This window comes from Priestia sp. GS2, from assembly GCF_036409025.1.
In the GTDB taxonomy this organism is placed as follows: domain Bacteria; phylum Bacillota; class Bacilli; order Bacillales; family Bacillaceae_H; genus Priestia; species Priestia aryabhattai_A.
In genome coordinates this window covers 2,675,896-2,696,632 of the sequence record NZ_JAZGJX010000001.1, presented here as the reverse complement: position 1 = coordinate 2,696,632, position 20,737 = coordinate 2,675,896, and the positions used below count along the sequence as shown (strand labels likewise).

The window sequence follows — 20,737 nt, the reverse complement described above, 5'->3', positions numbered from 1 at the left end:
CTTATACTCGGAGCGCTCTTTTTTGGGTAAGGAAGCTAAGAGCTGTGAAACAAGATAGAAATATAGTCAGCAGGACTCACCGTTTCGGACATTAATGTAGTGTTTTCTCATTCGTTACAGCTTTTGTCTTTTTATGTTGAACCTCTTTTAAAGAGAGGGTTGAGCCTGTTTTCAGCTATATTTGTTTCTTTAAAGCGATTAATAAGCGAATTTGGTGGATTTTGTTAGGACTTTTCGTATTTCTTGTAATTGTACGAATGATTGTTGGATAAGTTGTCGAGCGAATTCCATAGAGAATCTCCGTGAAACATCGTATGATAAAGATAGACAATTTGTGGAGGAGGGCATTGTTCAATGATTGATCTTCAAACCTTTATTTTGCCGAACATTGATAATGGACCAAGAGATGTGCAGACGTTTACGAATATGGCGCGTTCGCTTGTGAAAAAAGGCGTTCACTCCGTCGTCGCCACTCCGCTGTTTTGGGAAGAGTCCGACGTGACGCGCCATGAGCTTATTTTGTATGCGAGCGCCGCCAACGATTGGTTAGAAGAAGCGCTTATTCCACTTCGCGTTTTGCCAGGACAGCTCGTACCTGCCTCGCCTCAGCTACTTAAACACTATGAAAAACAAAAGCTTCTTACACTGAACCATACGGACAAATATCTACTAATGTCCCTACCTTATCATACGCTACCAGCGAATCTCGACAGCTTACTCTACGACCTGCAGCTTCAAGGAATTGTACCAATCTTACAAGCACCTGAACGTCATCCAGTCTTTCAACAACACCCAGATAAACTCTACGACCTTGTGAAAAAAGGCTTTGTAACGCAGCTTAGCGCTGGAAGTATTCTTGGACTTAACGGAAAGCAAGCGCGCAAATCTGCTTCAACCTTTATCAAGCACAGACTCGCTCACGTTATCGCATCAGGCGTAGACGAGCGAACGTATTGGGATTATTCTCTTTCAAAAGCCTACGACGTTATTTCCGATCAGTACGGAACAGGCCAGCTCTATACGTTTATGGAAAACGCGGAAGCAGTCATTGAAGGAATGGCTCTTGCGATGGAGGAGCCAGAAGCGGTGAAGAGAGGGAAGATTTTTAAGCTTTGGGCATAATAGATGACTACTAGAAGAGGGGCGGTGCTATTATAAGCACTGCTTTTTTCTTTTGTTTATTTTGTTAAATAATTGTAAAATATAACAATTATTCCTTTTTATCTGTTAATATAAGGATAAAAGGAGGAATCTAGTAATCTATGAAAAAAATCTTAAGTTTAGTCACATTGTTTATTTTTGCGATGGGAATTGCGGTCCCAACCTTTGCTGAAGCAGCTTCACAAAAGCTAATCCAACCGATTAATAATGCAAGAATTACCGCTGGATACTTAAATACGAACTACTATCAAAAATTTGGATTTAAGCATTATGGTTGGGATTTAGTATCAGCGACCACTGATCGTACGGTTTGGGGAAGTGGAAAAGGAACTGTTTTAGCAACAGGATATGACAACATTTTAGGTAATACGGTTATCGTGAAATATTCGCAAGCATATATTCACGGTACAAAAACGACGAAAGATGTTGTGATTCGTTATAATCACTTAGCTTCGATTAAAGTATCCAAAGGACAAAGCGTTACAAAGGATACAACGTTAGGAATTTACGGAAACACAGGTAAATACTCAACGGGTGCTCACCTGCATTTTGAAATTGATACAGACACAGCATACTATCAGTATTCACCAACTTTAGGGACAAGCTCAAATATCATTAAAGCTGGTACAGCAGGCACGGTTCTTTCACCAAAGAATGTTTTATACACGAAAAACTCTTCACCAGATAACCAACAAATATGGATCGTTGGTGACGGTTACCAGTCATCTACAGAAGATGATCTTCCAATCTTCTAATTCCTATTTGTCTACGAGGCTGCCTAGTAAAAGGCAGTCTTTTTTATGTGTAGTGAAATAGAGGTTCAGATGGTTTTATCTTACATATACATAGGTCTTTTATCTATTTTATTCCATTTTCCTCACAAATATTAGTAGAAAAAGAGAGGTTCTTCCTATTCAGAACCATTATTCGTTATTTTATACTATAAAATATGGAAAAATACTGTGCGGAGGTGCGGTCAGTGGATTACGCAAAGATTATTGCTGGGCTATCAAGTACGATTTCTCATCAAGCAGCGGAAGTGAATGAAAAAATTCGGCTGTTGGAGTCTGCCAAGCAACAAGTGACGTCAGAGAGAGCGCTCTCCATGAACGATATGAGCTTAGTAACCAATCCAGAGCTTGGAGAAGGATGGAAAGGAAAGCGGTCGATTCGATTTGATGAACAGCGTGAAAACGCCAAAGAAGAGCTGAAGCGAATTTTACACGATGAGTATGAAGACTACTTATCGGATATTGAATCGGCAATTGTGAAGCTTGAAAGTCAACAGCTTTTATTAAATGGGCTGAGCTTCGTGGCAACGGAAGCAAGTTCGCTTGTACATAAAGGAGAAGAAGCAGCGGAGGAGCTGCATCGAAAGATTAGTCACATCAGAGGGAGGCTGTAAGCATGGGAAACACCATTAAATTAAACTATGAATCGGTCATGAATGAGCTAAACGCGTTAAAGGTAGCGAAAGATGACATCGTCGTAAAGGAAATGAAGAGCGTTGGAGACAATCGTTTGCAAATTACGGAGATGATGAAAAACCAAGAGATGGAAATCCAGCAGCTTATGACGAATTATATTCAGCTTCTCACTAAGCAAATAGAGGATACGGAAAGCAACCTCAAACAGCTAAAAGAGCAGGATGAGATGATAGCGCGCAGCTAGGACGTGAGATGAAAGATAGATAGAAAACGTATATAATAGAGAGGAGCTTTTTGGAGTGCAAAACGCTGTATATGATGCGAGCGCGCTGCTAGAGACAGCAAAAGAGCGCATCAGTTCATATAACGAAATGGAAAAGCAACTACTAGTATTACAACAAGCGTTTAAGCGAATCGCCGCTTTAGATGAGGACCTTCAAGGAAAAGGCGCAGACAATATTAAAGCTTTTTATCAAAGCCACGCAGAGATTGCTAATCAGTGGCTGAACTTAATTGAAACAAACCGAGCTTTTTTTGAAACCATTGAAGCGAAAATGGGAACTTCAGAGCTTGAAGGAAGTACATTTGTAGCGGAAGCGTTTCTAGACCAAAACGTTCATCAAGGAAACATGCAAGCTAAGCAAATGATCATCCAGCAGCAAAACGCTCTGCAGGATATTTTCTATACGATTGACCATATCCTACCGCTCAACGTCTTTTCAAGTGCTAAGTACAATCAGTACCTAGAAGAAGCGGAACAAGAGCGAAAGGATACGCTCCAAGCCGTGAATCAGCTAGACGCGGATCTCGTTCAAGAATACCAAGGGCTGTCATTCTTCTATAATATGGTCACCCAAAACATTCAAGCCGTCACAAGTTCCACAAGCCAAGCAGGAAACGCGACGCCTCTTTACTTTGACCTTGATGCCTATAAAGCAAGCCCAGTGTATGGCATGCAGGGAGAAGCTAACAGCCGCGCCGTTTCGTATGTGGAAGCCAAAGAAGCCGAGCGAAAAGCCTACGAAAATCAAAAGAACATTCAAGCGCAAGAAAGCTTCACGCTTGAAGTATGCGAAAACCCACATGCCAAGAAGAAAGAAGAAAAAGGATTTTGGGGTGCGGCTTGGGGAAGCGTCACAAGTGGCATTGAACATGCATGGGATAAGACAACGGATGGTTTTCACGCAGGCGTTGACCAAGTCACCCACGGAGCAGAAGCTGCTTGGACCGCGACAAAAACAGGGTGGAACACCGGCGTACAAGCTGTTTCAGACGGCGTAAAGGAACTGAAGCACACAGCTCACGAAACGTGGGCAGATGTCCAATCCCAAGCAGCAGCTGGGCTTGCAAAAGCGAAAGTGAGCACAAAGCTTGCCATCGAAGTGTCCAAAGAAAGCTGGAAAGTTGGCGCTGAAAACATCAAGCAAGGAACAAAAACCGCGCTAGACGTCACAAAACGAAGCTGGGATGGCGTCGCTGGCGGAGCGACAGATGCCGTTGTCGATACGTGGAATGATCTCGTACATATGGTAGAAGACCCAAAAGGAACGTTACAAAGCATTGGAGAAGGCGCACAAGCCGTTTGGGATGATCCAAAAGGCGTAGCTAAAACCATCGGTAACGAAATTAAAGACTCCTGGAACGAACAGGTTATAAATGGCGATGCAAAAAGCAGAGGCCACTACTTTTCCTACCTAACCGCTAACGTTGCCATGAGCATAGTGGGTACAAAGGGAGCGGACAAGCTCGCAAAAACGACGAAGCTTGAACAACTCAGCGGTGCCGCCACGAAGAAACTGAATGAAGGTGCCGCAGCCATTAACGTGCGTACGCAGTCAGCTCTGCAGAACTTGGGCCTGAATGGACTGGATAATCGTTTAGCGTATCCAGGTGTTGGATCTGTGAAGGGGAATGGCGGGTATCAGTTTATTGAGCGTGTGGATGGTGGTAATGGGGTTGGGACGAAGGTTAGGGATGAGAGTGGTAAAGGCACGGGTAAGTCTAATTTAACAAATGACATTTATAAAGTAACGTCTAAAGATGTTCAACAAGCAATTCAAGGTTATGAACAAACGGGTAAATTTACAGCACAATTTAAAGGTTTTGAAGTGAAAGCACAACGTTCATTATCAAATATGTCAGATAAACAGTTGATATATTCATTTAAAAAAGGGTATGCACCAAAAGATGGAGTTTATGATACTATTATACTTCACCATCATGAACAAAGAGTTGAGGGACCAATAATTGAGATGCCTAGTAGGTACCATGATTTAGGAAACAAAAGACAGCATCCATTTGGAAATAAAGGTGGAGTTGGCAGTGGAGAAGCTAGGCAGGAATTCAATAAATGGCGTAAAGAATATTGGAAAGCAAGATATGCTAATGAAATGATTAAAAGGGGGATAATTGAATGAAAATAGAATTGTTAAATGCAATTGATGAAGAGCTTGAAATGTGCCCAGAAGCATTTGGAGGGACTGTTAATATTGAGGAAGTAATGCAAGCTGAAGTTGAGCTAAAAGTGAAATTACCTGAGGACTTTAAAATGTTTCTTTTGAAGTATGGTTCAGGAGCAGTTGGTGAAGCTATTGTTTTAGGATTGAGAGAAGCAGAGTTTGTTGCTACACCATCATTTGTAGAGAAATCTCTACAGTTTAGAAATATTCTTCCTGAAGGGTATGAGAAATTTATTGTTATTGGAGTAGACAGTGCAGGGAATCCAGTAGGTTTTAATTCACCTAATACAGAAATCATTACATTTGATTTTGATTTTGGTGGAAAAGAGATTATAGCAAGCAGTTTTGAAGAGTATTTAGAAAAGGCTCTTAAAGAAGAGATAAATATACATTTTTAATGAATTAGATGGCTACTTAGAAAATTAATGGGACCTTCAATAATTTTGTGTAAATACGAATTTGTTGTTCTTATAGATATTATTCACTAGTTTGTTTTAAACATCATTTGTAGCTCTGCTCGAGCTTGAACAAGATCTGTTGTAAATTGATTCATAGGAAGACCTTCTTTATTTGAATTGGTTGTGGTGATTTAATTCTAAAAGAAAAGGTCTTCCTTTTTGTATTTGTTCATTTATTCAAAATATTTTATTCTCTTTTACTAATTCAAATTATTTAAAAGAATTTGAATTATAAGGAGAATGATAGATGAGTAATGTAGCAATTAAAATAAGCTCTGATGGTCCATACCTGACGAAGTATAATTTGCAAGATTAAGTGAAAATAGAATTAGTTTTAAAAATAATTAAGCGGGCGCTTAGTAGTGTTAAGGAAGTAAATAAAGCAAAAAAACTAAAAGAATTAAAATTTAACTAAAAGCACTTGCCTTTTAAAAAGACAACGAGTGCTTTTTTATTTGAATAAATAATCTATGGCTAATCTTTACATTACATATATAAGTTATAGGGTGTTCAAGCTCAAGCGTGTTGGGAAGTCAGCATTGAAAACATCAAGCAAGGAACAAAAACCGCGCTAGACGTCACAAAACGAAGCTGGGATGGCGTCGCTGGCGGAGCGACAGATGCCGGTGTCGATACGTGGAATGACCTCGTACATATGGTAGAAGACCCAAAAGGAACGTTACAAAGCATTGGAGAAGGAGCACAAGCCGTTTGGGATGATCCAAAAGGTGTAGCTAAAACCATCGGTAACGAAATTAAAGACTCCTGGAACGAACAGGTTATAAATGGCGATGCCGAAAGCAGAGGCCACTACTTTTCCTACCTAACCGCTAACGTTGCCATGAGCATAGTCGGCACAAAGGGAGCGGACAAGCTCGCAAAAACGACGAAGCTTGAACAACTCAGTGGTGCCGCCACGAAGAAACTGAATGAAGGTGCCGCAGCTATTAACGTGCGTACGCAGTCAGCTCTGCAGAACTTGGGACTGGATAACCGTTTAGCATATCCAGGTGTTGGATCTGTGAAGGGGAATGGCGGGTATCAGTTTATTGAGTGTGTGGATGGTGGTCATGGGGTTGGGACGAAGGTTAGGGATGAGAAGGTTGCTGAGGGTACGGGTAAAGAATATAAAAACTATAAGGATGTAGAATATACTGGAACAACTAAAGTTAATGGAGAAGTAAGGGATATTAGCAGACGGGTTTTTCAAAGGTTAGATATTGATTATATGAGAATTGACCCTAAAACTGGTATGACAAATCTCCAATTAATGAAAAAAGGAAGAGCACCAATTTGGCAAGATGGGACTGCTATAGAACTTCATCATTTAATTCAAAGAGAGCCCGGATCAATGGTGGAGCTCCCGGATAGTATGCATAAGGAGTATGATAAAATATTGCATCGCTTAGTGGAGAATGGTGGAAGCTTTAGAAACGACCCTGTGTTAAAAAAGCAATATGAAAATTTCAGGTCGAAATATTGGAGATGGAGAGCTAAGCAAATAGATAAAGCTGAATTATAAAAGGAGGAATTTTGAATGAATAAAGAGGAATTAACCAATTTTATTAAGATAAATATGGAATCAGATGACTTTACTGGTGGAGTAGATAAAAAACAAGTTGATTATGTTCAAGATACCCTACAGTTAAAATTGCCAGAAAGTTATAAGTGGTTTTTAACTAATTATGGCTCCGGTGGGTTATTTGGTGTTGATATTTTAGGGGTTGCTAAGTCTAATATAGCTTCTGTTGTGATTGAAACAGAGAGTTATAGGGATTTAGGAATGAGTGAGAATTTAGTAATTATTGAAGATATTGGGGAATATGCTTATTGTCTAGACACTAGTAATATGGAAAACAAGGAGTGTCCAGTAATAGCATGGGATAGACAAGGTGGACTTGATGACTACAATACAGCAAAGAATTTTTATGAGTTTTTATCACAAAGGTTATTGGATGCAAAAGAAGCATGGGAAGAAGAGTTTTAATATAGATAAATAGAAAGAAATTATAAATGAGATTACTGAAAATCACAAACTTTTGATGGTTGTACCATTAAGAGTTTGTATAATGATATTTTTTATAAAAAATTGCCATATAATTATGCGGGATGCCGTTTTAATCTAATGGAGTATTTTATATAGCTAACTATAAAGCACTTGGTTGTCTGATAGGCAACAAGTGCTTTTTTTAAATAAGGATTGTAATAGAGTATGAAGTAATGAAGATGGTTTTAAAGTTCGTTACTCAAGTAGATAAACAATCAGCATAATGTAAAAGACATGACGCACACAGTTAACGAGACGTAGAATGACCTCGTACATATGGTCCAGCATCCAGTCGAAACAGCAGAAAGCATCGGTGAAGGAGTCAAAGCCGTTTGGGATGACCCAAAAGGCGTAGCTAAAACCATCGGTAACGAAATTAAAGACTCTTGGAATGAACAGGTTATAAACGGCGATGCAAAAAGCAGAGGGCACTATTTTTCCTACCTAACCGCTAACGTTGTCATGAGCATAGTCGGCACAAAGGGAGCGGACAAGCTCGCAAAAACGACGAAACTTGAACAACTCAGCGGTGCCGCCACGAAGAAACTGAATGAAGGTGCCGCAGCCATTAACGTGCGTACGCAGTCAGCTCTGCAGAACTTGGGTCTAAATAAGCTGGATAACCGTTTAGCGTATCCCGGTGTTGGATCTGTGAAGGGGAATGGCGGGTATCAGTTTATTGAGCGTGTGGATGGTGGTAATGGGGGTAATCAGAAGACTGGGGAGAAAGCTATTGCCAAGGGTATAGATGATGTTAAACCAGGAGATACAAGTTCTCTTGCACCTGGTGGTGGATTGGCTGCACATGAGCTAAAAGGTGGTCATTTAATTGAAAGACACGTTGGAAAAACTGATGAAGAATTACTAGAAAGCATAAAAAATAATCCTAGAATTAACGGCTCTTCTACTTTTACAGATAGGGCTACTGCTGAGAAAGTTGCTAGTAAAGTTCTTAATAACTCTAAGAATATCGAAAAAATTCAAAAGTGGCTATCTGACTCAAATAGTAGACCTAAATTACAATTAAAATACCAGGGTGACGGAGAAATAATTGGCAAGAGTGTTTCAAGAAATTCGGAAGTAGTGGAGAATGTAACAAACGCAAAGATTATTCTAAAAAAGAGTAACGATGGTAATTTTATTTTAACAGGATATCCTGTTAAATAGAAAGAAGGGAAAGGTTTATGGATAAAAACTATAATTACTTAGAGGAATTTGAAGATTTTTTAGGAGGTACATTTCATCAAGATATTAGTTCTCCTGAGCAAGCCTTAGATGAATTTATAAATGAAGTCAGTAGAGAATGTTTGGTGTCTACAATAAATGATTGTGAAGAATTCTTAAATAATCATTTAACAAAAGAAGAGAAAGAAGAATTTATTCAAAGTAATACAGAAGTTTATTTTCCAGCTATTGAAGTAACTCCTTTACAGTGGCTGTATACATTAGTAGAACAGATGCGAGAAGGATTAAAAACAAAGTAAAGGTACTGGTTCAAAAATTTTATTGATTCAATGTCTTTCAAGGTTTTTACGTTAATCTATATTAAAGTTTCGAACAGTAAGGAAACATGTGCTTAGAAATAGAGAGCGTAGGATGATAGTTCTCTTTTAATAATAAAAGGTATAGGTATCCAACAGCCAGAAACCAATCAGTATAATCGAAATGTAGCTCATATTGTGCTAGCTGTTTTCAAAATCAGAAACAGGTAGAGTTACTATGAGATGCGATTCTTTAACACGAGCATTAAAAGTATATAGTTATAAAAATGTCTTAATTATTGAATGCAAAAACAGACTAAAGATGATTGGTAGATTAGATACAGTTTATGAAATAAGTAATGGTCTAGAAGATCAAGAATAAGACTTCCAACAATATGATGATGTTGCGTTTATAGTACAACAAATCTTGTTGTCTCCAACTATGGAAGATGATTTATATAAATGGTTAAAAGAGAGGAATTCATTAATAGAAGTTTCTGCGTATGAAGACACTCCACTTGCTATTTGCTTACCAGACCTTCGAAAGATATGGGGAGGGAAGAAGAGGCAGTAAGGTAATTAATAAATAAATATTGTATTAAAAAATTAAGCACTTAATTGTCTCCTGTAGACGATAAGTGCTTTTTCACGTTCTCATATTCATATAAACTCATTCTTGTTTAATGTTTATATTTAATCAACAAAAGCTAAAGCCAAACAAAAAAGAAGAATGAACTATCCATTCTTCTTTCAAATGAAAAGGTATCTATTTAAAACGGTACACCAAGTGCGCGTTACTCTTTAACCAATTTAACAAGCATATGAGCAAGGTGGCGTTGTTCCTCATCATTACCAACTTTCCATAGCTCTTGTAGTAAGTATTCTTCTGCGTTTTGTGGTTCCTCGTGTTTTGCTAGGTAATCCCCGATTTTTTTAGCTGCTAAAGCCAGCTGATCATCACTTAACCCTAGTTTCTCACCTTTTGAAACTTTATCTCCTAAGTACGTTTGGAATTCGGTAAAGCTAGCAAGAATTCTGTCTTTCTTTTCTTGGCTCATTTCGTTTAGCTTATTCTCTACCTTGTTTTCAACTGTTTTCGTATTATTGTTCATTTTCAACTCTCCTCCTAATAAAGTAATGTCGTTCTTATAAGTTAAGTCCCCCAATTATTGGTATGTAAACCTATTATTTCATTTAAATGTGCTAGATAAGTATTTAGTCATAGTAGTTCAATCTTTTACCGAGCTGTTATGCAGCAATTCGCAGCTAAGTAGACTATCTCAAAAGGTACGGTCATATCTTATAGAAAGACAAGCTATGGAGTTGGAGGGATAACGTGACTATTCTAATTATTCACCTAGTGGTATTGGGAATCAGTCTTGCAGCACCATTAGGGCCGATTAAAGTAGAGATGATCAAGCGAGGAATTGCAGGTGGTTTTTGGCCTTCTTGGCTTATCGGCCTGGGAGGAGTTACGGGAGATTTCCTGTTTCTAGTCGTCATTTATTTAGGAGCTGAACATTTATTTCAACATCACTTGGTGGTTGTGTTTACATACTTGTTAGGTGGTTTTTTTCTCATTAAACTCGGACTAAGCAGCCTATCGAAACAGCATTCGTTCAAACAGGAAGATATGAAAACCACTTCGGCTCCGTGGTATAAAACGTTTTCTGTTGGCTTTTTAATTGCGTTATTGAATCCTTTAAATATTGTATTTTGGTTTGGGGTTTATGGCTCTACCTTACAGGAAATGACGCAGACGATGTCTCATTCTCTTTCTTTTCTCTACAGCTTATTTATTCTAGGGGGAATTATCCTTTGGAATCTGAACGTAGCTTTCACGGTACATTTCGGTAGGAATCTTTTGACGGATAAATTTTTGAAAAATATCTCGGTGGTTGCTGGGGGTGTGCTGATTTTATATGGTGTGCGGTTTATCGTTCGGTTTGGTAAAGAGATTTTAGCGTTTATATAAAGAAGAATAAGCACTTGAAGTCTGAGAAGGCAGTAAGTGCTTTTTTATATGGAAAATAAAAAAGTAATATTTAACTATAAATGGATTTAAAGAACATATATGAAATTTATTTAAATTATTGTAAAAAAATGTTTAAAGATGTAATATGATAGAGTGGTTTCCTGCAGGTTATCATTTCCAATTTATGAATATCACCTTAGATTACTATCTGTAATGTTAAATTTAAAAATCGTATATCCTCAGAAATATGGTCTGAGAGTCTCTACCCAATTCCCGTATAAAGAATTGGACTACGAGTTAAATTTTACTTTATTGGTGTTAAGAATTAATTTAAAAAGAATAATAGTGTGGGTGTACTTTAATAATTAGTACTTATTAGATGGGAGCATTTGATACAAAGCCCCATTCTCTTAAGCTATTACTTTGTAAGACACTTACACTTTATTTAAGCATAGTTACTTGTGTTTAACATAAGTAATACGTGCGTCTTTTTAATATTTATTTTTATAAAACCGAGTGAAAGTAAGACTTATCTCCTTTGGTAGAGTATAAGTACTTCTTTTTTCTTGGTTTTTTTTATTTGTAAAATTTTCGAATTAAGTGCTTTGACATTAATTTTTAATTGAAAGGATTATTTATTTTTATGGATAAAAGTATGTATAAAAATTTTGATTATCTAAGACTTATTGATAATTACAAAGAATATAATAATCCTTTTTCACATGACTTTAACATAATATTCCAATCTTCGCCATGTCAGTTATTATCAGAAAAAATGCAGTTAATTCCTGATCCTAAACATTATAATAATCGTTTATCTCATAGTTTAGACGTATGTAAAATCGCATGTTTAATCGTAGATTACCTGAATGTAATTATGGAAAAGAACCATATTAAATTAATTAATAAAGAATTAATAAAAGCAATTAGTTTTGCTCATGATATTGGACACCCTCCTTTCGGGCATACAGGTGAACGATCTTTAGATCAAATTATGCTTAAAAGTGGAGGGTTTGAATCAAATGCCCAAACAATTAGGTTAATGATTAGTGATCAGTTCAATGTAACTTTTAGAACATTAATTTCATTATTAAAACATAAAAGAATAATTCCTAACGTTAGAAAAGAAGGTACAGAATTAATTAAGGGATATTATGGATATATGAGTGGTGATATAGAACGTTTACTTTCAATATACCAAGAAAATGTCCTAGAACAATACATTATAGACATGGCAGATACAATATCATATGTCATTTCTGATATTAAAGATTTAATAGTTTTTTTAGGGAAAACGAGGTTTATTCAATTAGTTAATATGTACTTTACTGTTGATACACTGTTTGAAGATTCAAGACATATCTTCAAACATATAGGTACAAAGGAATTGCTTTATTTAGTTACTGATATTATTAAAGATATTAATGAAAATATCCTGGGACCTATACTGAATAGTATTGAGAATAAAACAAAAGCAAGGTGTGAACAATCAATAATTAGCAAATTTGTAAACAATATATCGCTCAAGGTTAATGATATAGATCCAATGTATAGTGAGTTAGAAATTCCTATACAAGATCAATTAAAGCTTTTTTTGCTGAATCAAATTACACGTAAATGTTTTTTAGAAAGTGAATTTAATAAAGGTATAGATACCAAGATAGATCTCCGTATAAACAAAACCTTTGAATACTTATTTAGCTTAAATACAGATGTAACGATACTCCCTTTAGAACAGCAAAATGTACAGAACTTGTTAAGTATTATTAATGATACTAATAAAGCAAGATATGTTTGTGATTTAATGTGTCAGTTATCAGAAAACCAAATCTTACATTTAATAAGCCATTTAGAAGAGAGAATAATTTTAACTTAGCAGGAGGATTACCAAATGAGTGTAATTGAAAAGAAATCTCTAGAACAGCTTAGCGTATATAGCAAAGAATATTTTGAAAACCGCTATGCTTATTATAAATACTTAAGAAACGAAGCACCTGTATACTGGAATGAAGAGATGCAATCATGGTTTATTACAAGGTATGAAGATGTGTCTAAGAATTTACCAGGAGAAAAGTTTATTTCAACTCCAGTTATTCCAAATAAAATGAGCAATCTTGCTGAAGGTGAAGATAAACATTTTAAAGATATCATAGATATAATTCAAACATGGATGGTATATAACAATCGTCCTGTTCACACGCAGCTTCGTGGATATATGAATCGAGCATTTTTGGTGAATGAAATTGAACTTATTACACCAGAGATAAAGAAAATAGTTTCTGAAATTATTGATAAAGTGGTAGAAAGCAAAATGAATTCTTTTGATTTTGTTGAAAAAATTGCGCACCCTATACCTGCAATGGTTCTGTGTAAAATGTTAGGCATACCAGGAGAAGAAGTTGAAAGGTTTATTAAATGGTCTGATGACCTTGCTTTGTTTATGCAAGACTTTGTTGTTTCTCATGTTCCTAGTAAAGAAATTAGTGAACAAGTTAGAGGAAGTGTAAGAGAAATTTATGCTTACCTCTCTGAAGCAATTGCAGAAAGAAGGAAAGAAAAAAAGAATGATTTGTTAAGTCGACTAATTTCAGATACTCCTGGGGTAGATGGAGAATTAACTGATGAACAATTAATTGCTCAAACGATGCATTTAATATTTGGTGGTCATAAAATTCCTCAATTTGTATTAAGTAATACCTTACATTTATTATTTGAAAATCCACATGTAATTGATGACATAAAGCAGGATAAATCACTGTTACCCAAAGTTTTAGATGAAACCATGAGATTAGAAGGACCTATTCAATATATTATTAGGCATGCAGCTGAAGATATCGAGATACATGGTCAACAAATTAAGAAAAACGACTCTGTGTATTTCTTTTTAGCATCCGCTGGTAGGGATGAAAGAGTATTTGAAAATCCAAATGTTATGGATACAACCAGAACAGGGTTTCGTCATGTGGCTTTCGGAGGAGGATACCATACTTGTATAGCAGCTGCTTTTGCTCGTGCGGAGATAGTTGAAATTCTCAAGGAAGTTGTAACCCGTTTTCCTAATATTGAAGCACTTTATGATTTGAAAAAACCAACCTGGTCATCTAACCCTACTTTTACAGGGATTGCAAAAATGCCGGTAAGATATTAAAGACACATTGTTTTTTATCGAGTTGATGGGATATTTGCAAAATAAGAATAGAATATAATAATCTATTCTTATTTTGCTTGTTTTATATGTAATGCATTCTCTCCTGGGAGCATTTGTTCTCCACTAATTTACTATTTTAGAGGTGTATAAATATTGGAAAGTGGACGGTGTAGAAGGGCAATTATAGTTGTTCATGAGATATATGGATTAAATGATCATATTAAAGGTGTTTGTAAAAGGTTAAAAAAATTAAATTATACTGTCATAAGTCCCAATTTACTTGGTGAAGAAATGCTTTATACTTACAGCGAAGAAGATAGGGCTTATCTGTACTTTGTTAATAAAATTGGATTTAATGAAGCTGCATATCAAATAAAAAAATTAGCGAGAGAGTTAAGAAGTGAATACACTGAGTTGTATATAGTGGGTTTTAGTGTAGGAGCAACTATAGCTTGGCTATGTAGTAATGAAGGGAATTTATTTACTGGTGTAATTGGATTTTATGGTTCAAGAATAAGAGATTATCTAAATATTATGCCAGCATGTGATACCCTGCTTTTTTTTCCAAAAAAAGAAAAGTCATTCAACACTAATGATATGATCAAATGCTTAGAAGAGAAAACCAATGTTCATATTGTAAAAGTAAACAGTAATCATGGTTTTACAGATCAATCGAATTCGGAATATAGTCAAGAGGATTCTGAGTTGTGTTTTGAAATAATGGAAAATTTTATTTTAGCACAGAACTATACGAAGAACTAAAATTAATTTTATAAATGGAGAAATACAATGACTAGTCAAAGATGGATGTCGTTTCAGTTTTTTGGTTTTTTTCTTACGTTTGGAATATTTGTACCGTATTGGTCTTCCTGGCTAATTACAAGCAAAGGTTTTACTCCAGATGAAGCGGGGTTTATTATTGCACTTGGTTTAATTACAAGATCAATAACAACACTTTATATATTTCCCCTTGCTTGCAAGTACTTGACTTTGTCTCAAATAAATCGAATCGTACCATTAGTATCTGTGCTATTAGTTATCACTTTAATATTTGTAGACAACATAGTATGGGTAGCCCTAGTTACAATTTTATTAAGTTTAATCTATCCTATGCCTTTAGCTATGCATGAAGCTATGGCCTCTACGTTGATACGAGAAAGTGGCCTCCAGTATGGGAAAAGTAGATCTTATGGTTCTATAGGGTATATTATTGCACTGATATTAACGGGAATAATAATTTCACTAACAGGTGAAACCATTATTATTTATTTAATGATTGTCGGGTGTATGGTCTTTCTATTTCTTACATCATTTAGTACTCCAGAACCTTTAAAAGTAAAAGTTTCATCAACTAAGATATCCTCTCTAAGTTTATTTAAATCGAAGTCATTCTTGTTAGTGTTAACGATTTGTATAATCATTCAATCCGCTCATGCTGCGTATTACAGCTACGGGGTTCTGTTTTTAAAAAATATGGGAGTGACAGCAAATTATACAGGAGCTATATTAGTGCTTGCTGTGTTATCAGAGATAGCTTTCTTTTATATTGCAGATAATTTGTTTAAAAACAAAAGTATTACTAGTATTTTAATATATTGCATTAATTTTTCTATTATAAGGTGGCTGATTATAGCTAGTTTCAGTAATGTTTCTATTTTTATTTTTTCGCAAATTTTACACTCTATTACCTTCGGTCTAACTCAGTTTGCATTTGTAAAATATTTAGATGAACATGTTGAAAATAAATATTTTCCGTTTGCACATGGTATATATGCAGCTTTTGCTTTAAGTTTGGGTAGTGGCATATTGACTTTAGGAAGTGGATATTTGTACTCTATTTCTCCATCTTTGACTTTTTTAAGTATGGCATTAATATGTGTTCCGTGTTTAATTTTATGTTATTTATTAAAAAAAGCACTTGATTTCAATGAGAATACGTATATAAACTTACAAACTAATAAATTAGAAGAGGTGAGCAAAGATGCTACTGACCAAAGAAAAACTATATAGCACTAAAAATAGCATGACATGTGATGATATTATTCAAACTGATGTCTACCATTTTGAACAAGAAAAATTAATTAAAGTCAAATTTATCAGCTCAAATTCTTCAAGAAACCAAGGAATAGTTTTTGTTGCAAATAATGGGATATGTCTGGAAGGAAAATTAAAGCAAAAAACCATTATCATATGGGAGAACGAACACTCATCTGAATTTACTTTAAGTTGTTCACAGGGAGTATTAAATATATTTAATGTATGGGAAGAAGAGCGAATGTTAGGTTACCATCAGTCTCATTCGGGAATGAGACTGATGAAAGAAAAAGACTTGTATATTTATAGTTGTAATGATTTTTCTATAAATGGTGATTTCACTTCTATCGTATTTTCAGTTCAAATAATTTGAATGAATGGTTCTTTGAACATTATTAACTCATACAAGCTCTTAAATAACCGTTTTAATTTCTTAAAAGGCAACAAAATTGGAGGTAATGACATGGACAAGAGTGGAATGTTTGAAGATTTTAATTTTAAGTTAGTGGTGATTGAAACGTTGTTAGATAAAGACCCTTCATTTCAAACAGAGTTAAACAGTTTGATAGATCAACATAGGAATGATTTTGAATGGTATACAGGCGCAGAGCCCATTGCTCCAATTAAAACATTTTTAGAAGAACTTACGTTAGAAAAGAGTGATTTAGAAAAAGTGGATTGGCTTTGCTTTGATGGTGGGAACGAAATTTATCATATTCTCAAGCCAGATTGGGACGGAGAAGATGAGCTATTTGACGTAAAGTCAGTTGAAGGATTTCAGCACTTAAAAAACCTCACAAAAGTAGATTATATTTCTCTTTGTGAACTAGAGGTGTTAGAGCCGTTAAAAGAAGCTGGAATTGAGGTTGAATAAAATAATAGCACGTGAATAATATGGGATTCTTTCAGCGTTTGTTTAGAAAAGTAGAAGAAGTCAATAAAGGAGAAGCAGCTGTTGCAGAGCTTGAAGCAGAGATGTATGTAGAGTCATCAGAGGAAGAAGCGATGAATTATTGGCTGGAAATGGCTCAGAAAATTATTGTGAATTCGGTAAAGGTGACTGGTAATTCAGTCGATCGAGCTTTTATTCTTATTGATATGGGAAAGAATCCTTCATTTGATGTGTTTTATCAGCAAGACGGTAAGCTTGTGATGTGGAACGAGCTTGAAGATGCTGAAGTGAAAGAAAAAATAGCCAACCAGTTATTGCCGCAAGCGGCTAGCGTTGCGTCTGCGGTGAACGGAAATTTTGAACAGACAGGTCTTCCGGCAATTGCTTATGCTCAGCTGCAGTTTGAATGGGCAACGAAAGCTTGGTTTTCTCATACAATTCGAGAAGATGAGGAAAGGACTAAGATAGAAAAAGACGAAATGCTACATAAATGGTTTGAGTTTTTAAGTAAAGAAATTCAAACGGCGGCTATAGATAGTGATGCAAAGCTTCCGTGGTATCCATAAGGTAGATAGAAAGAGCGTATTCATTGTTGTAGATGAATATGCTTTTTTGTGAAATTAAAATTATGACAGGTAAGCAAAATAACTGGATTCTCGCTAGGCGTGAGGACAATCGATTCAATTTAGAGGGAATAGCAAGAGCGGTTATTGACTATAATTATTCGGCAGAAAGGTAATTGTTAAGTGGGATAATATTTTTATTATATAAACTTTTACTTTGATATACTATTTAGAATGTAGTAAAATTATTCTATTAACAAAGTCAAGCGTGCTTCAAAGCACATTGAGTGATCGACGTTTGGTTTTTGAGGTTTCGAACGCTTAGGCTCGGAGCCTTTTTGTTTTTGAACGAATCTATAGGATTTATTTCGTTCACTAATAGCTTCTTGGTTTACACATTACAGCTTACAGAGAGCGTTCCTGTAAGTAAAAAGGAGAAGACGATAAGCATGGAAAATGAGCTTTTCACTTTAGGCGTCGCGATTTCATCAACAGCTATTATTGCGTTATTAAAAATCATTCTTATTGACATTATCTTATCTGGAGATAATGCAGTCGTAATTGCGATGGCTACACGGAATTTACCAAAAGAGCTGCAAAACAAAGCGATTTTTTGGGGAACGTTTGGAGCGGTCGTTCTACGCATCGGGTTTGCGGCAGTTATCGTATACCTACTGAAAATTCCATTTGTGACAATCATCGGCGGCGTGTTGCTTCTGTGGATTGCGTACAAAGTACTGGTGGAAGAAGAAGATAGTTCAAATATTAAGTCTTATAACGGCTTAGGAAAAGCGATTCAAACAATTATTATCGCAGACGCAGTGATGAGTCTTGATAACGTAGTAGCGGTTGCTGGGGCTGCAAATGGTCATATTGGAATGGTTGCTCTTGGCGTATTGATTAGTATTCCAATTATGATTTTTGGTTCAAAAGCAATCGTGAAAGCAATGGACAAGTATCCGTGGATTGCATACGTTGGAGCTGGAATTTTAGCTTGGACGGCAGCTGAAATGATTTTAAAAGACAAAAGCGTTGGCGAGCTGCTTCACATTCATCACGGGATTGCGACCTATCTGATTCAAGCAGTCGTAGTTGTTCTCATTTTGTTTGCTGGGTACAGCAAGAACAAAAGAATTAAAGAGAAAAACGATAGGGTTAAACAATCAGCATAATACGCAAAAGGGAGCGAGTGGTATTCGCTCTCTTTTTTTAGTATCTGTATCTTTGATAGAATGTAGTACATGGATCAGGAGAGAAGCATCATACGTGAAGATGTAGGAGAAAGCAGAAAGTAGAAAATAATGGTCATAAACTCTTTCATATTGCGAAGTGCTGCGATTCTTTGTAAAGTTGTACTATAGGAGTGATGAACATGAGTGAACGATGGCTTTCAAAGCAGTTTATTCCCATCTATTTTACTGCGACAGTGCTTGTGTTTGTATTGTTCAAAGTATTAGGTTCTACGTGGCTGCAATCCTTCGTGATCAGCTTGCCATTTTTAATTGCAGGGATGGCTGCGGTTGGTGAAAACCGCGATCGTCGTAAAAACAGCAAATAGATTGCTAGAGCGAGAAGCTACGCTGTTCGGTATTTAACCAGCGTAGCTTCTACGTATATAAAAGAGTATGAGGTGAAGCGATGTGTATGATGTTGTCATTATTGGAGCAGGCGTAAGCGGGGTGTTTTTAGCGTATACGCTGGCAAGACAAAGCCAAAACGTACTGCTTATTGATAAGGGAAAACAGCTCCATAAAAGGTCATGTCCTCTTGATGAAGGGAAGCTTTGCAGTTGTGACGTGTGCGGAAAATATTACGGTTTTGCAGGACTCGGAAAGTCAGAAGGGAAGTTTAACTACACCAATGATTTTGGCGGAGATTTAGAGCAAAAAGTAGGTCCAGAAGAAGCGCTTCGTCTCATGAAAGAAGTAGACAATGTGCTTTGTTCGTTCGGAGGGGATGAAGTAGAGCTGTATTCCACAGTGAATCCAGCACTTGTAAAGAATGCAAAAGTACATGGTCTCCAGCTTCTTTCAACGGAAGTTCGACACTTAGGAACAGCTCGTTCGACTTCTATTTTCCAGCGCATATACGACGTATTGAAGTCACGAATTGACATATGGTTTGAAGTAGACGTCCAGCGCATTGAGAAACAAGAAAATGAGTTTAAAATTGTTTCAAATAAAGGGGATGTACAAGCACGTCGCGTCGTGGTCGCAACAGGTAGATCAGGGAACGACTGGGCTGAAGAACAATTCTCAGCTCTCGGTGTGAAGAAAGGATTAACTCGCTTAGATTTAGGAATACGTGTTGAAATGCATGGTCGCCAGCTCAATCGTTTGTTAGAGCATACGTTTGAAACAAAGCTTGCCTCCCAACATGAAGGCGTCATTTCTTATACATATTGTATGAATCCAAAGGGCCGCATTATTAGAAAATATCAAGAGGGATTGGTCATGCCAGATGGTCAAAATTACCGAGAAAAAGGAAGCGGTACGGCAAATTTAAACTTCACTCTTTTTACACCTGCTTATTTTAATACGCTACAAGAAGCGAATACCTATGCGCAAAATGTGATTGGTGAACTAAACGCCGGAGGAGATCAGATTGTCGTTCAGCGCTTGTCCGACTTGCGACGTCAAAAAGCAACGTCCAAGGAAGACATGAGCGGTAATCGAATTCAGCCAACGCTTAGCGCTACCGCGGGGAATTTATTGAACTATGTTCCAACTAATTATATTTCTGCATTAGAAGCCTTTTTAAGAAAGCTCGAACGATTGCTTGGAGAAAGCATTCACGAAGATACGCTTCTTTATGGAATGGACGGGAAGTTTTATTCGCCGGTTGTGGAAACGGATGAATACTTCGAAACCAATGTGAAAGGGCTATATGTTATTGGAGATAGTTCTGGCGTTACGCATTCGCTTTCTCAAGCAGCGGCGAGCGGGATGTATGTAGGTGAAGTGTTCAATGAAAAGATTTTGTAATGGTTTATTAAGAAGCTAGTATTCTAGTACGGTAAATCTAATATTTGACTATCATAAACAAACGCTCAAAATGCTTTGAGCGTTTGTAGGAAAGAAGTATACCGTTAA

The 20,737-nt window shown here is 36.4% G+C and carries 22 protein-coding genes and 1 riboswitch; of the genes, 21 read left to right on the top strand and 1 reads right to left on the bottom strand.

Annotated elements, in window-relative coordinates; all coding sequences use genetic code 11:
- Nucleotides 1–354: 354 nt before the first annotated feature.
- From V2145_RS13835 to V2145_RS13790, 10 genes are all read left to right on the top strand, one after another.
- Nucleotides 355–1,122, top strand: coding sequence for a tyrosine-protein phosphatase (locus V2145_RS13835; protein WP_131887060.1), 768 nt, complete (start codon nucleotides 355–357; stop codon nucleotides 1,120–1,122).
- Nucleotides 1,123–1,262: 140 nt separating this feature from the next.
- Nucleotides 1,263–1,916, top strand: a complete 654-nt coding sequence (locus V2145_RS13830) for a M23 family metallopeptidase (protein WP_330987869.1) — start codon at nucleotides 1,263–1,265, stop codon at nucleotides 1,914–1,916.
- A 224-nt stretch (nucleotides 1,917–2,140) separates the two neighbouring features.
- On the top strand, nucleotides 2,141–2,566 hold the full coding sequence (locus V2145_RS13825; protein ID WP_131887058.1) for a hypothetical protein: 426 nt from the start codon (nucleotides 2,141–2,143) through the stop codon (nucleotides 2,564–2,566).
- A gap of 2 nt (nucleotides 2,567–2,568) precedes the next feature.
- The gene (locus tag V2145_RS13820; RefSeq protein WP_330987868.1) at nucleotides 2,569–2,832 is read left to right on the top strand and encodes a DUF5344 family protein; all 264 of its coding nucleotides are present in this window, start codon (nucleotides 2,569–2,571) and stop codon (nucleotides 2,830–2,832) included.
- A gap of 55 nt (nucleotides 2,833–2,887) precedes the next feature.
- Nucleotides 2,888–5,005: a T7SS effector LXG polymorphic toxin gene (locus V2145_RS13815; protein WP_330987867.1), complete on the top strand. Its 2,118-nt coding sequence runs from the start codon at nucleotides 2,888–2,890 to the stop codon at nucleotides 5,003–5,005.
- Entirely contained in the window at nucleotides 5,002–5,445 is a 444-nt protein-coding gene (locus V2145_RS13810) for an SMI1/KNR4 family protein (RefSeq protein WP_094913402.1), read from the top strand. The genes V2145_RS13815 and V2145_RS13810 overlap by 4 nt, the downstream gene beginning before the upstream one ends.
- A gap of 715 nt (nucleotides 5,446–6,160) precedes the next feature.
- Entirely contained in the window at nucleotides 6,161–7,027 is an 867-nt protein-coding gene (locus tag V2145_RS13805) for an HNH/ENDO VII family nuclease (RefSeq protein ID WP_286175189.1), read from the top strand.
- 15 nt (nucleotides 7,028–7,042) lie between these two features.
- Nucleotides 7,043–7,492, top strand: coding sequence for an SMI1/KNR4 family protein (locus V2145_RS13800; protein ID WP_330987866.1), 450 nt, complete (start codon nucleotides 7,043–7,045; stop codon nucleotides 7,490–7,492).
- A 336-nt stretch (nucleotides 7,493–7,828) separates the two neighbouring features.
- Complete coding sequence (locus tag V2145_RS13795; RefSeq protein ID WP_330987865.1) at nucleotides 7,829–8,719, top strand: RNase A-like domain-containing protein; 891 nt, start codon at nucleotides 7,829–7,831, stop codon at nucleotides 8,717–8,719.
- Between the two features lie 17 nt (nucleotides 8,720–8,736).
- Entirely contained in the window at nucleotides 8,737–9,036 is a 300-nt protein-coding gene (locus V2145_RS13790; protein WP_078990060.1) for a contact-dependent growth inhibition system immunity protein, read from the top strand.
- Between the two features lie 791 nt (nucleotides 9,037–9,827).
- On the opposite strand, the gene V2145_RS13785 is transcribed toward V2145_RS13790, so the two are convergent.
- The gene (locus V2145_RS13785; protein WP_131887054.1) at nucleotides 9,828–10,145 is read right to left on the bottom strand and encodes a DUF3243 domain-containing protein; all 318 of its coding nucleotides are present in this window, start codon (nucleotides 10,143–10,145) and stop codon (nucleotides 9,828–9,830) included.
- Between the two features lie 224 nt (nucleotides 10,146–10,369).
- Between V2145_RS13785 and V2145_RS13780 the strand changes: the two genes are divergently transcribed.
- From V2145_RS13780 to V2145_RS13730, 11 genes are all read left to right on the top strand, one after another.
- A complete protein-coding gene (locus tag V2145_RS13780) occupies nucleotides 10,370–11,008 on the top strand; it encodes a LysE family transporter (protein ID WP_330987864.1) in 639 nt (212 codons plus the stop codon).
- A gap of 209 nt (nucleotides 11,009–11,217) precedes the next feature.
- Nucleotides 11,218–11,321, top strand: a riboswitch (purine riboswitch).
- 330 nt (nucleotides 11,322–11,651) lie between these two features.
- Nucleotides 11,652–12,884 (top strand): HD domain-containing protein, encoded by a 1,233-nt coding sequence (locus V2145_RS13775; protein WP_330987863.1) that lies wholly within the window; start codon nucleotides 11,652–11,654, stop codon nucleotides 12,882–12,884.
- A gap of 15 nt (nucleotides 12,885–12,899) precedes the next feature.
- A complete protein-coding gene (locus V2145_RS13770) occupies nucleotides 12,900–14,156 on the top strand; it encodes a cytochrome P450 (protein ID WP_330987862.1) in 1,257 nt (418 codons plus the stop codon).
- A gap of 153 nt (nucleotides 14,157–14,309) precedes the next feature.
- Complete coding sequence (locus V2145_RS13765) at nucleotides 14,310–14,918, top strand: dienelactone hydrolase family protein (RefSeq protein ID WP_311858862.1); 609 nt, start codon at nucleotides 14,310–14,312, stop codon at nucleotides 14,916–14,918.
- Between the two features lie 27 nt (nucleotides 14,919–14,945).
- Entirely contained in the window at nucleotides 14,946–16,166 is a 1,221-nt protein-coding gene (locus V2145_RS13760) for an MFS transporter (RefSeq protein WP_330987861.1), read from the top strand.
- Nucleotides 16,138–16,563, top strand: a complete 426-nt coding sequence (locus V2145_RS13755) for a hypothetical protein (protein WP_094911721.1) — start codon at nucleotides 16,138–16,140, stop codon at nucleotides 16,561–16,563. The genes V2145_RS13760 and V2145_RS13755 overlap by 29 nt, the downstream gene beginning before the upstream one ends.
- A gap of 90 nt (nucleotides 16,564–16,653) precedes the next feature.
- Nucleotides 16,654–17,064 (top strand): DUF6892 domain-containing protein, encoded by a 411-nt coding sequence (locus V2145_RS13750; RefSeq protein ID WP_094911720.1) that lies wholly within the window; start codon nucleotides 16,654–16,656, stop codon nucleotides 17,062–17,064.
- A 20-nt stretch (nucleotides 17,065–17,084) separates the two neighbouring features.
- Nucleotides 17,085–17,648: a hypothetical protein gene (locus V2145_RS13745; protein WP_094911718.1), complete on the top strand. Its 564-nt coding sequence runs from the start codon at nucleotides 17,085–17,087 to the stop codon at nucleotides 17,646–17,648.
- Between the two features lie 446 nt (nucleotides 17,649–18,094).
- Entirely contained in the window at nucleotides 18,095–18,817 is a 723-nt protein-coding gene (locus V2145_RS13740) for a TerC family protein (RefSeq protein WP_061785924.1), read from the top strand.
- Between the two features lie 200 nt (nucleotides 18,818–19,017).
- Complete coding sequence (locus tag V2145_RS13735) at nucleotides 19,018–19,203, top strand: hypothetical protein (protein ID WP_062954658.1); 186 nt, start codon at nucleotides 19,018–19,020, stop codon at nucleotides 19,201–19,203.
- A gap of 82 nt (nucleotides 19,204–19,285) precedes the next feature.
- Complete coding sequence (locus tag V2145_RS13730) at nucleotides 19,286–20,629, top strand: NAD(P)/FAD-dependent oxidoreductase (RefSeq protein ID WP_330987860.1); 1,344 nt, start codon at nucleotides 19,286–19,288, stop codon at nucleotides 20,627–20,629.
- Nucleotides 20,630–20,737: the final 108 nt, after the last annotated feature.